This window comes from Massilia aurea (assembly GCF_040790145.1).
Lineage (GTDB): Bacteria > Pseudomonadota > Gammaproteobacteria > Burkholderiales > Burkholderiaceae_D > Telluria > Telluria aurea_C.
On record NZ_JBFMMP010000013.1, the window covers coordinates 44,297 to 56,050 of the forward strand.

The following is an 11,754-nucleotide window of genomic DNA, read 5'->3' on the forward strand; positions in this document are numbered from 1 at the left end:
GTCGATGTGGCATGCCCGCTACAGCTCGGCGTGCCGGGCGATCTCGACAAACGCGTCGAGATACGTCGTGCCCGCATCGACCTCGCGCGTGCCCAGGAAAATCTGCTTGAACACGCCCGCTTCTCCCAGCCGCACCGGCGCCACCGGCATGCGCCCCGCGTACTCCTCGACCAGCCAGCGCGGCAGCGCCGCCACGCCGCGGCCGCTGGCCACCATCTGCAGCATGATGTCGGTGGTTTCAATGGCCTTGCGCTCGCGCGGCGCACAGCCGGCCGGCAGGAAGAACTGGTTATAGACATCGAGCCGTTCGATATCGACCGGGTAGGTAATCAATACTTCATCCGACAAATCGCGCGGCGCCGCATGCGCACGCCCGGCCAGCCGATGGCTGCTGGGCACCACCAGCACCTGCTCGTAATCGAACACCGGCACGAAGCGCAGGCCCGGCTTGAACAGGGGATCGGGCGTGACGAGCAAGTCGATCTCGTACTCGAACAGCGCCTTCAGGCCGCCGAACTGGAAACGCTGCTTGACGTCGACATCGACCTCGGGCCACGCCGCAAGGTAGGGCTCCACCACCTTCAGCAGCCACTGATAGCAGGGATGGCACTCCATCCCGATGCGCAGCGTACCGCGCTCGCCGCGCGCGTATTCGCGCATCTGGCCTTCGGCATGTTCGAGCTGCGGCAGCACCCGTTCGGCCAGCGCCAGCAGCGCGTGGCCGGCCTGCGTCAGGCGCAGTGACCGGCCTTCGCGGGTCCATACCGGCGTGCCGAGGCCCAGTTCAAGCTTCTTCACCGTGTGGCTGAGCGCCGACTGCGTCAGGCATAGCACGTCGGCCGCGGCAGTGAGCGAACCCCGGCGATCGACCTCGCGAATGATGGACAGGTGAATACGCTCGATCATGAATCATGAATGAATTTGATGGATGAAAGCGCATCATACCAATTCAGTTCATGGGTTGACTGTCCTGATGCAGGAAGTCGGCGATCGCCTTGACCAGCTGGGGTGAGACCGGCAGGCTCGGATCGCCATAGCTGGCCACCTGCAGTTCGGGCTCGGCGCGCACGTGCTTGAACACGTGGTTCATGCCCGGGATGATCGCCAGCTTCGCCCCGGCGCGAGCGCCATGCAGCCGGTTGGCCTGCACCACGTCCACCTGGATATCGGTATTGCCCTGCACGACCAGTACCGGCATCGTCAACCCGGCGATGCGCTCGGCTGGCACGTACTTGAACCATGAGATCAGATACGGCTGCACGCTCGGCCGGAACAACGTCGCCAGCGCCGGCGGCACCGGATCGACGATCACGCCGCTCTCCAGCGCGGCCAGGATCCGCTCGCTTTCCTTCTCCAGATCGGGCGGCAGCTTGCCCTCGAGCTGCTTGCGCAAGAGCGTCGACGCGCCATCGGCAATGCCGGCAATCGACACGAACGCTGCGGCGTCGGCCTGCTGCGCGGCCAGCATGCCGATCAGCGAGCCTTCGCTGTGCCCGATCACCGCCACCGATGCAAAGCGCGGATCGGCTTTCAGCCTGGCGACCCAGGCCGCCGCATCGTCGGCAAACATCTCGAAGCGCAGCGCCGCTTCGGCCGGCCCGGCCGCGTGGCTGCCGCCGATGCCGCGCTTGTCGTAGCGGACCGTCGCGATGCCGGCATCGGCCAGCCCCGCAGCCAGCAGCTTGAGACTGTCGTTGCGGCCGGGGATCAGCGAGCTGTTGCCGTCACGGTCGGTGGGGCCGGAGCCGGCGATGATCAGGGCCAGGCGCGGCTTGCTGGCGCCGGTCGGCAGTTCGAGCGTGCCGGCCAGCTGGCCGGTGGGCGTCTCGAGCACGATCGGCGTCTCGGCCGCGTGGCCACTGGCGGCAGCGCCGATGGCGAACCACAGCACCAGGCTGCGAAGATGGACGGCGATCGGTCTGGACATGGCATCTTTCATCAATAGCATACGTTCTCAGGCTGCTGCGGCGACATCGCCCTGCTCGCGGCAAAAGTCGACGATACGGTTCAGCGCCGCCTCGGCCTCGTATTCGTCCAGGCCGATGCCGAAGTGGTAGCGATGGGTGGCGGTATCGATCTCGATGCGCCCCTGGCCGAAGCCCAGGGAATCCCATTTTCCTTCCGGCGTCCACGCTTCGTGCCTGGGCAGTAGGCGCACGGCGCGGATCTCATGGGCCATGAATGCCAGCGGGATGGACGCCGGCAGGCTGCCTTCGCGCGCGATGTACAGCGTATCCCGGAACACGAAATTGCGGTACAGCGCGCACGCGGCCAGCACCATGATGGCCAGTGCGCAGGCAGTAAGCAGCACGAACTCGAACGACGGTTGACCTTCCCAGCCATTAGCCAGGCCGGACGCCACGACCCAGACAAAGGCGACCGACATGAACGCCGGGAAGCCGCGCTTCTGGGTGGGACAAACGATATGCAGGCGGGGACTGGGACGCATTCCTCTTCTTCGGCAGCGGCAAGAACCGGGAAAGATACCATTTCCACGGCAGCACAGCGAATTCAAGCGCCCTGCAGAGCGCCCGCGAACCAGCCCAGTTCCCCGTCGAGCGCCGCGCGGATCGGCCCCGGGGTGAGGCCCGTCCAGCGCTTGAACGAGCGCCGGAAGTTGGCCGCATCATGAAAACCCAAGTGGCGCGCCACCGCGTCGTTGTCGGCGCGTTCGGCCTGGAACAGCCACAGCGCCACGTGCGTGCGCACCTGATCGAGTTCGCCCTGGAAGTGCGTATGGTGGCGCAGCAGCTGGCGTTTGAACGTGGCCGGGCTGACACCGAAGTCGCCCGCCGTGCGCTCCAGCGTGGGCACGGCGCGCACATGCGCCAGCAGATAATCGTAGAGCGCCGCCAGCAGGCCCGGTGCGGGCACCGGTTCCAGCTCGGCCGCCTGCAGGGCCAGGCGCGCCGCCATCCCGCTGGCGCGCGGCCATGGCCGATCGAGCCAGCTTGCCGGCAGCAGCATCGCGTCGAGCTGGCAGCCGAATTTCAGCTCGGCGCCCAGGTGCACGTGGTGCTGCTCGATGTGGCGCGGCGCGCCGCGATTGAAGCAGAAGCGCCACGGCAGGCGCTCGCCGCCCAGCCAGCGGCACAGCGCCACCACGGCCGTCATGTGCATCTCGACCAGGGCCGGGCGCAGGCTCGGCGCCCCGTAGGCATCGACCCAGTACAGCAGCGCCACGTCGTCCCAGGTCTCGAAGCGCGGGCGCAGCAGCGGCGTCAGGCGGGTGTAAAAGCGGCACAGGACATGGAGCAGCGTGCGCAGGTCCGGCGCCTGCGCCAGCGCGTGGCTGGCCGCGCCGTCGTGCCCCGGCAGCAGCAACTGGCCCAGCATGAAGCTGGTGTCCGGGCTGTCCAGCAGCCGCAGGGTGTTCGCCAGCTGCCGCAGGTAGCCGTCGGGCGAGACCGCGTCGCCAGAGGACAGTCCGGTGCCGCGCAGCAGGTCGGCGTCGGATGCATCGCGCGAGCGGCCATATTCCAGCGCCAGCGCGCTATGCCGGTACGCAGCCGGCGAGGGCTCCGTGGCCGCCTGCCAGGCGATCACACCGCGTCCATCCGACGATCCATCTGACGACATAGCGCGGCCAGCAGCGCATCCGGTGCGCCCCGCGCCGGCGCGCAGCCATGGCGCAGCGTGATGTCCACCCGGCCCGTGGGGCCGTGATGGCGCATCGACGACACCATGCGGCACAGGTGCTCGGCGGCGGCGCGCGCATCCGGCTCGGCCAGGCCCGGCATCAGCACGGCGAAGCGGTCGCCCGCGTAGCGGCACAGCAGGTCGTCGTTACGCAGGTTCAGCAGCAGCATGTGGGCAACCGCCTGCAGCACGCGGTCGCCTTCCGGCTGGCCGTGCTCGCGGTTGATGCGGTGGAAGGCGTCGATATCGAACAGCACCAGCGAACCGCCGCCGCCATCCACCTTGCAGCGTTTGCTCTCGATATGCAGTTGCGCGCGCAGGTAGGCCGCGTCGGCCAGCTGCGTGATGCGGTCGAACGGCCGGTGGTTGCGAAACAGCCGCTCGCGCTTGCGCATATGGTCCGACAGCGTGGCCTGCTCGCGCCGCCAATAAACCATGCCGACGGTCAGGATCAGCATCCCCAGCGGCAGCAGCGATTCGAGCACGTTGTCCCACATCGCGGCCTTCTCGACGTCGAATACTTCATCGAGGCAGTCGGCCCACGAACCCAGCATGATGCAGGCCAGGCCGCCGGCCAGCAGGCGCGTGACCACGCCATCGGGCCGGCTGGTCAGCACCAGCAGGCACCACAGCGCCGCCAGCAGGGCCGTGCCGCCCTCGCTGGCGATGTCCACCAGGTCCCACTGCCCGAGCGGGATGGCCGGGCCGGCGCTGGTGAACAAGAACACGACGGCGCCGAGCAGGCCGGCGATCAACAGGACGTGGCGAATCAGGGTGGACATGGGAGGCATCGTCAAGACAGATCGTCGGAACATAGCGCAGCCAGATGACCGCCGGATGACAGGATGACAAAACCGTGGCGCCATCGCACAGGGTCAAAACGGCTCACACCAACGTATGCAGCGCCCCCATCGTGGCATCCGTCCCATGGCGCAGCCGGCAGGCGCCGGGTCAATTCGGCTCAGGTACGCCGTTGCACGGACTTGCTGCGCGATGGCGACCGGAAGTCGTCACCAATACGTCACATTCAGGCACCAGAATCCGCCGCATCCCAACCATTGAACGCCCCCCACATGCGCCACTTTGCCCTCCCCGCCCTTACCGCCGGCCTGCTGGCCGCCGTTGGCGTCCACGCCGCCGAACCGGCCAGCGTGATCGTCACCGGCCAGCGCGCCAGCCTGGCGCGCGCCATCGCCGCCCAGGAGCAGGCCGACAATATCGTCAGTGTCGTCAGCAGCGATGACATCGGCCACCTGCCGGACAAGAACGCGGCCGAAGCGCTGGCGCGTATGCCGGGCGTCTCGGTCCAGCGCGACCAGGGCGAAGGCCGCTACGTGGTGGTGCGCGGCCTCGATGCCAACTACAACAGCGTGACCATCAACGGCGCGCTGGTGCCGTCGCCGGAAGCGACGCGCCGCGCGGTGGCGCTGGACGTGCTGCCGGCCGGGATGGTGCGCTCGCTCGAAGTAACCAAGTCCGCTACGCCAGACCAGGACGCGATTTCTCTCGGCGGCAGCGTCGAGGTCAAGACCTTGTCTGCGTTCGACCTGCCGGGCAAGCTGCTCAACATCGGCGCCGCCGTCGGCCACGACACCAACACGAGCCAGAACAGCCCGAGCGCCAACCTGCTGTGGGCCCAGCGCTTCATGGACGGCAAGCTCGGCATCGCTGCCGGCCTGTCCGGCGAAAAGCGCAAGTTCGGTTCGGACAATGTGGAAACCGGCGGCGACTGGAACGGCAACCGCATCTCGGGCCTCGAGCTGCGCGACTACCTGCCTACCCGCGAACGCCGCGCCGGCGCCATCAACCTCGACTACCGTCCGGACGCAGCAACCAGCTACGCACTGCGCGGCTTCATCAGCCGCTTCTCGGACGAAGAATCGCGCGACCGCATGACGGTGGGCGACTTCGAGGGCAATGAAGAAGGTGTGCTCGAGGGCGAACTCGATACCGCCACGGTCGAGCGCCGCCTGCGCCAGCGCAAGTACACGCAAGAGATTCGCTCGCTCACCGGCTCTGTCGATCGCCGCATGGGCCTCTGGAAGCTGCACGCCGAAGCAGCGGCCAGCAGCGCCACCGACAAGACCCCGGATGCGATTGCCGATGCGCGGTTTACCAACATCGAGAGCGTCAAAGGCATCGGCTTCATTAATACCCGTGCGCCGCACCTGATCGCTCCCGCCGGCGTGGCCGACGCGGCCAACTACGAACTCGATTCGTTCGCGCTCGAACGCGCCGCCGCCAGGGACGCCACTCGCCAACTGCGCCTGGACCTGCAGCGCGATTTCGAGGCTGGCGACTGGAACGGCGCAGTCAAGTTCGGCGCCAAGACGACGCGCCGCGACAAGAAGACCGACACCGAGGCCTGGGAATACGGCAGCGACGATCCGGAAGATGGCGACTATTTCGGCGCCGGATCGACCTCGATGAGCGCATTCGTGAACGACACGCGCCTGGATTACCCGTTCGCCAATCTTGGCTACGCCATCGATCCGGCCCTGGTGCGTGCGCGCCTGGCCGGCCTGGCGCGCGACCCGGCCCGCGTGGCGGTCGACTCGGCGCTGGACGACTTCAAGCTGCAGGAAGACATCGACGCCGCCTACCTGCAAACGAGCTTGCGCCGTGGCGCCTGGTCACTGCTGGCCGGCGTACGCGCCGAGCACACGCGCTTCAAGGCCGACGGCTCGCAAGTGGCCGACGACGAGATCACCGCGCGCTCGGCAAGCCGCTCGTACACGAACTGGCTGCCCGGCGCGCACCTGCGCTTCGACATCGACCAGGCCACCAGCCTGCGCGCCGCCTGGAGCAACTCGGTCGTGCGCGCCAACTTCGCGCAACTGGCCCCGGGCGTCTCCCGGGACGGCGACGACGAAGCGACGATCGGCAATCCCGACCTGGCGCCGCTGCGCTCGCACAACCTGGACCTGGGCATCGAGCGCATGATCGGCGGCGACGGCGTGGTGTCGGCCTATGTCTTCACCAAGGCGATCCGCGACTTCACCTACACCACCGATCTCGCCGGCAGTGGCGAGTGGGCCGACTACAGCAGCGCGATCTCGTACAAGAACGGCGACAAGGCGCGCGTGCGCGGCATCGAGCTGGCCTGGCAGCAGCCGCTGCGCATGCTGCCAGCGCCGTTCAACGGCCTACTGGTCGGGATCAACGGCAGCATCACCAGTTCGCGCGCCGACATCGACAGCGCCGATGGCGACGGTGGCCGCGCTGCGCGCACCATCCGCATGCCGGGCCAGTCGAACCGCGTCGGCAACGTGATGGTCGGCTACGAAGCCGGCCCCTTCAGCGCGCGCCTGGCGCTGAACTACAAGTCGCCCTACCTGCTGGAGCTGGGCGAAGATACGCTGGACGCCACGCAAGACCGCTTTGTCGACACGCAGAAGCAGCTGGACCTGTCGATGTCGTGGAGACTGGACAAGCGCTGGCAGGTCACGTTCGACGCCAGCAACCTGAATAACGAAAAATACTATGTGTACCTGGGCGACAAGTCGCGCAATGCGCAACACGAACAATACGGCCGCACCTACAAGATTGGCCTGAAAGCGAGCATCTTCTGATGAACAAGACCGTATCCCCGATCCTGCTGGCCGTACTGCTGGCGTGTTCCCTGGCCGCACCGGCGTCTGGCGCCAAGCCCACGGTGCCGGCAGCCCTGAACGACGCCGAGGAACTGGCCCCGCTGCCCGGCGGCGCCTGGCTAGCCCTCGACAAGCGCGCGCTGCGCCTGGTCGACGCCGATGGCCGCGAGCGCGCCACCCTGCCGCTGCGGGGCGAAAAGCTCGACCTGCGCCCGCTGGATGGCGGCGCGCTGGCGATCGTCGTCGACGCCAATACCGAACGCGCACTACCGGTGCGCATCGATTTCAAGGCCGGCACGCTGCGTGCGCTGCCCGTGCTGCCGGAAACCGGTTTCGGCATCGAGGCTGCTTGCATGTACCGCGACGCCCAGCAGCTCGATTATGTGTTCCTGGTTGCGAAGGATGGCCAGGCGCAGCAATGGTTGCTGGGTAGTGGCGCCAGCAGCGAGCACCGCCTGGTGCGGCGCCTGGCGCTGCCGTCCGGCGTCGAGACGTGCCGCGTCGACGACGCGCATGGCACGCTGTTCGCGGCCGAGGAAGGCCTGGGCCTGTGGGCGTATGGCGCCGATGCCGAAGGCCCGCCGGCCCGTACGCCGGTGGCGCTGCAGGCGCCGCATGGCGGCTTGAACGGCGAGTTGACGGCGCTGGCCGTGCTGCCGGGCGGCGTGGCCGCCATCGACGACAAGGGCTCCCTGCTGACATGGAAACGCGACGGCAAGCACTGGCGCGCCCTGCCGGGCCGTCCGCTTGGCGCCGAGCAGCTGGTAACGCTCGAACCTGCCTCGGCCCGCTTGATGGTGCGCACCGACAAAGGCTGGCAAGCGCCGGCGCTGGCGTGGAAGGCCGGCAGCGCGCCACCGAAACGCCTGCCGATCGTGCTGCCGCGCATGCAGACCGAACCCGTTGCGCAACTGGGCGACGCCGCCGACGATCCGGCGATCTGGGTCCATCCGACCGACCCGGCCAAGTCACGCATCCTCGGCACCAACAAGAAGCAGGGCATGCTGGTGTACGACCTGCAGGGCCGTCAGACCCAACTGCTGGCTGCGGGTCGCCTGAACAACGTCGACCTGCGCCAGGACGTGCGCTTCGGCGCTGAGCGCTTCGACCTGGCCGTGGCCACGCAGCGCGACGAGCATGCGATGGTGCTGTTTGCAATCGATGGGCAGGGAACGTTGCGCGAAGCGGCGCGCCTGCCAACGAGCCTGGGCGACATCTACGGCACCTGCCTTCTGCGCACGCCGGAAGGTGGCCTGGACGCCTTCGTCAACGACAAGGACGGCCGCTACGAGCATTACCAGATCACGCGCACGGGCGGCCAGTTCGGTGCGCGGCTGGCGCGCACGTTCAAGCTGGCCAGCCAGCCCGAAGGGTGCGTGGCGGACGACCGCAGCGGCCTGCTGTTCGTGGGCGAAGAAGACCGCGGCCTGTGGGTGACGTCGGCACGGGCCGACCAGCCGGCGACGTTGAAGATGGTGATGCCGGTGGGCGAATGGCTGCATGACGATGTCGAGGGGATGGGCATCTATCACGGCGCGAAAAAAAGCTATCTGGTGGTGTCGAGCCAGGGCAATAACAGCTACGTGGTGTTCGATGCGGCGGCGCCGTTTGCCGTGCGCGGCGCGTTCCGGGTGGGGCTCGATGCGGTGAACGGGATCGATGGCGCGTCGGAGACCGATGGGCTGGAGGTAACGTCGGCCAACCTGGGCGGCCCGTTCGCACGCGGCATGCTGGTGGTGCACGACGGGTTCAAGCGCATGCCGGATGGGGCGCAGAATTACAAGGCGGTGGCGTGGGAGGATATTGCGAAGGCGCTAATGCTGGATGAGGGTGAAAAATAGGCGACGGTCTTCCCATCGCCAGCCCAAAGACCGTCGTTCCAGCGGAGGCTGGAACCTAAGTACGCTGCGGGCCACGACAAATTTTGTGGCCAAGGATACAACTTGGGTCCCAGCCGCTGGGACGACGCGCTGAGGACGGTGGCATCACAACGGCGGCGCCGGCGTCGATGCCGGATTTTCCGGCAGCGGCATGAACTCCGCATCATCCGCATCCGGCAGCTTCATCTTCCCCGCCTTCCAGTCCGACGCCGCCTGCGCCAGCCGGTCTTTCGACGACGACACGAAGTTCCAGTAGATGAAGCGCTCGCCCACCGGCTCCCCGCCCAGCACCATCACCGACGACGGTGCGATGGCGCGCACGCGCGAGGCGTTCGCCCCCAGCACCAGCATCCGCCCGCTCTCGTAGCGTGTACCGCCCACCTCCACCGCCCCGGTGGCGATGTACAACGCGCGCTCCTTGTAGCCGCCCGGGATCTCGGCGCTGGCGCCGGCCGCCATGTCCAGATGGGCGTAGAACAGCGGCGAGTGCGTCCTGGCGGCGGCCGTCAAGCCATACGCGCTGCCGGCGATCAGCTGGCCGGTCACGCCCGCTTCGCTCCACTGCGGCAAATCGTCGCCCGCGTGGTGCGAAAAGGAGGGTGCGACTTCTTCCTGCCCGTCCGGCAGCGCCACCCAGGCCTGGATGCCGTGCAGATGGTCGCCCTGCGCCCGCGCGCGCTCGAAGCGCTCGCTGTGCGTGATGCCGCGCCCCGCCGTCATCCAGTTGACTTCATGCGGCCGCACGGCCAGTTCGTAACCCAGGCTGTCGCGATGCATCATCTCGCCAGAGAACAAGTAGGTGACCGTCGACAGGCCGATATGCGGGTGGGGCCGTACATCGACGCTGCGGTCGATGCCCTGCGGCAGATCGAGCGGCCCGATGTGGTCGAAGAAGATAAAGGGGCCCACCATCCGCTGCCGGGCAAACGGCAGCACCCGGCCCACTTCGATATTCCCGCCAAGGTTATGGCGGCGCTGTTCGATCACCAGGTCGATCATGGGGTTGCTCCTTATACGGCGTTTTCGACATTGAAACCGTCATGGTTCTCGAACACGCCCATGAAGCCCGGCACGCTCGCCTCGCGCGACCAGTCGCGCTGCAGCTCGCAATACAGTTGCACGCGGCTGATCAGCTTCACGCCGGCCTGCTCCATGCGGCGCAGTGCTGCGTCGTGCGCGGCCAGCGACGTGCCGCCGACCGCATCGACCGGCACATAGACTTCATACCCTTCCTGGATCGCGTCGAGCGCGGGGAACGCCAGGCAGGCCTCGGTCCAGAGCGCGGTCATGATCAGCTTGCGGCGGCCGAGCGCTTTCACCGCCGCCTTGAATTGCACGTCTTCCCAGCTGTTGATCGAGGTGCGGTCGTAGGTCGGCAGGTGGCCGAGTACTTCCTGCAACTGGGCGATCGGCGGCTTGTTGCGGCCCGTGGCGACGTTGACGGTCGAATGGATGATCGGCAGCTTGTAGTTGAGCGCGGCCTTGGCGACGCTGGTGATATTGAAGACCATTTCGTCGCGCGACATCGAGCGGATCGACGCCACCTGGATCGGCTGGTAGTCGATGATGATCAGGGCCGAATTCTCGGGCGTAAGCAGGTGGTCGGTCTGCGGATTACGGATGGTTTCGGTCGTCATGATATGGGCTTCCTTGATGAGAGTGGAACCAGTATTGTGGGGTTCCCCTCCCTGCTCCGGTAGCGCCGTCGTGCGCCGAACAGCGTCGCGCAAAGCGGAACCCGGCGTCAGTGGCCACGCGATTGCGCAACCAGCGGCATCGCTTCAAAATACTCGATCAGGATCTCGGTGAGGATCCGTATCTTGCGGGCCGGATGCCGGCCGGGAGGGCGCACGACATACGCACCGGCCGGCGGCGCCTGATGGCGCATCATGACGGGCACCAGCGCCCCGGAGTTCAAATGCTCCTGGATCAGCATGTCGGGCAGGTACGCGATGCCCAGCCCGGCGACGGCGGCCGACACCAAGGCGGTGCCGTTGTCGGCCTTGAAGCGCCCGTGCGGGTGCAGCCAGGTGATGTTGTCGCCATCCATGAACGGCCAGGTTTCCGTGCCCTGCATCAGGGCCTCGTGGGTGAGGAATTCTTCCAGCGTTTCGGGCGTCCCGTTCGTTGCGATGTAGTCGGGGCTGGCCACCGCCGTTGCCGTCATCGGGCACACGCAGCGCGCCACCAAGTTGGAGTCCTGCAGGTAGCCGACCCGGATCGCGCAGTCGTAGCCTTCGGCGATCAGGTCGACGATATGGTCGCTGTAGCAGGTGTGGATGTGCAGCTTCGGATGGCGGCGCGCCATTTCGGCCAGCACCGGCGCAAAGTGCGTCGGGCCGAACGACAGCGGCGCCGCGATGCGCAGGCGCCCGCGCAGCGCGCCCTCGGGCAGCAGCATCTCCTTGGCCTGGTCGATTTCGGCGCAGACCCGGGCGGCATAGTCGCGAAACGTCACGCCGGCCTCGGTCAGCGCCGCGCCGCGCGTGGTGCGCGAGAGCAGCTGGACGCCCAGGTCGGCTTCCAGCCGGCCCAGGCGCCGGCTGACGATCGACTTCGATACGCCAAGGCGCAGGGCGGCAGGCGAGATGCCACCGGCATCGGCCACTTCGACGAACGTCTCGAGTTCTTCGATGTCCACG

The 11,754-nt window shown here is 67.4% G+C and carries 10 protein-coding genes; 2 read left to right on the top strand and 8 right to left on the bottom strand.

Annotated elements, in window-relative coordinates:
- Positions 1 to 18: 18 nt before the first annotated feature.
- From AB2N08_RS17105 to AB2N08_RS17125, 5 genes are all read right to left on the bottom strand, one after another.
- Entirely contained in the window at positions 19 to 906 is an 888-nt protein-coding gene (locus AB2N08_RS17105) for a LysR family transcriptional regulator (protein WP_367612076.1), read from the bottom strand.
- 43 nt (positions 907 to 949) lie between these two features.
- On the bottom strand, positions 950 to 1,927 hold the full coding sequence (locus AB2N08_RS17110; RefSeq protein WP_367612078.1) for an alpha/beta hydrolase: 978 nt from the start codon (positions 1,925 to 1,927) through the stop codon (positions 950 to 952).
- A 27-nt stretch (positions 1,928 to 1,954) separates the two neighbouring features.
- Entirely contained in the window at positions 1,955 to 2,449 is a 495-nt protein-coding gene (locus tag AB2N08_RS17115; RefSeq protein WP_367612080.1) for a hypothetical protein, read from the bottom strand.
- A 62-nt stretch (positions 2,450 to 2,511) separates the two neighbouring features.
- On the bottom strand, positions 2,512 to 3,546 hold the full coding sequence (locus AB2N08_RS17120) for an AraC family transcriptional regulator (protein ID WP_367612082.1): 1,035 nt from the start codon (positions 3,544 to 3,546) through the stop codon (positions 2,512 to 2,514).
- A complete protein-coding gene (locus tag AB2N08_RS17125) occupies positions 3,543 to 4,421 on the bottom strand; it encodes a GGDEF domain-containing protein (RefSeq protein ID WP_367612084.1) in 879 nt (292 codons plus the stop codon). Before AB2N08_RS17125 ends, AB2N08_RS17120 begins: the two co-directional genes overlap by 4 nt.
- A gap of 291 nt (positions 4,422 to 4,712) precedes the next feature.
- On the opposite strand from AB2N08_RS17125, the gene AB2N08_RS17130 reads away from it, so the two are divergent.
- Together AB2N08_RS17130 and AB2N08_RS17135 are read left to right on the top strand one after the other, a co-directional pair.
- Complete coding sequence (locus AB2N08_RS17130; RefSeq protein ID WP_367612086.1) at positions 4,713 to 7,211, top strand: TonB-dependent receptor; 2,499 nt, start codon at positions 4,713 to 4,715, stop codon at positions 7,209 to 7,211.
- The gene (locus AB2N08_RS17135; protein ID WP_367612088.1) at positions 7,211 to 9,073 is read left to right on the top strand and encodes a phytase; all 1,863 of its coding nucleotides are present in this window, start codon (positions 7,211 to 7,213) and stop codon (positions 9,071 to 9,073) included. Before AB2N08_RS17130 ends, AB2N08_RS17135 begins: the two co-directional genes overlap by 1 nt.
- A 144-nt stretch (positions 9,074 to 9,217) precedes the next feature.
- Here the strand turns inward: AB2N08_RS17135 and AB2N08_RS17140 are convergent, their stop codons facing one another.
- From AB2N08_RS17140 to AB2N08_RS17150, 3 genes are all read right to left on the bottom strand, one after another.
- On the bottom strand, positions 9,218 to 10,111 hold the full coding sequence (locus tag AB2N08_RS17140) for a pirin family protein (protein WP_367612090.1): 894 nt from the start codon (positions 10,109 to 10,111) through the stop codon (positions 9,218 to 9,220).
- Between the two features lie 11 nt (positions 10,112 to 10,122).
- Positions 10,123 to 10,749 carry a hydrolase gene (locus AB2N08_RS17145; protein ID WP_367612092.1) on the bottom strand — a complete coding sequence of 209 codons (627 nt, stop codon included), beginning with the start codon at positions 10,747 to 10,749 and terminating at the stop codon, positions 10,123 to 10,125.
- A 107-nt stretch (positions 10,750 to 10,856) separates the two neighbouring features.
- Positions 10,857 to 11,753 carry a LysR family transcriptional regulator gene (locus tag AB2N08_RS17150; RefSeq protein WP_367612094.1) on the bottom strand — a complete coding sequence of 299 codons (897 nt, stop codon included), beginning with the start codon at positions 11,751 to 11,753 and terminating at the stop codon, positions 10,857 to 10,859.
- Between the last annotated feature and the right edge of the window lies 1 nt (position 11,754).

What these genes read in the sequence shown, in the direction of transcription:
- AB2N08_RS17105 (WP_367612076.1), bottom strand. Translation starts at nt 906, where the DNA reads ATGATCGAGCGTATTCACCTGTCCATCATTCGCGAGGTCGATCGCCGG.
- AB2N08_RS17110 (WP_367612078.1), bottom strand. Translation starts at nt 1,927, where the DNA reads ATGTCCAGACCGATCGCCGTCCATCTTCGCAGCCTGGTGCTGTGGTTC.
- AB2N08_RS17115 (WP_367612080.1), bottom strand. Translation starts at nt 2,449, where the DNA reads ATGCGTCCCAGTCCCCGCCTGCATATCGTTTGTCCCACCCAGAAGCGC.
- AB2N08_RS17125 (WP_367612084.1), bottom strand. Translation starts at nt 4,421, where the DNA reads ATGTCCACCCTGATTCGCCACGTCCTGTTGATCGCCGGCCTGCTCGGC.
- AB2N08_RS17130 (WP_367612086.1), top strand. Translation starts at nt 4,713, where the DNA reads ATGCGCCACTTTGCCCTCCCCGCCCTTACCGCCGGCCTGCTGGCCGCC.
- AB2N08_RS17135 (WP_367612088.1), top strand. Translation starts at nt 7,211, where the DNA reads ATGAACAAGACCGTATCCCCGATCCTGCTGGCCGTACTGCTGGCGTGT.
- AB2N08_RS17140 (WP_367612090.1), bottom strand. Translation starts at nt 10,111, where the DNA reads ATGATCGACCTGGTGATCGAACAGCGCCGCCATAACCTTGGCGGGAAT.
- AB2N08_RS17145 (WP_367612092.1), bottom strand. Translation starts at nt 10,749, where the DNA reads ATGACGACCGAAACCATCCGTAATCCGCAGACCGACCACCTGCTTACG.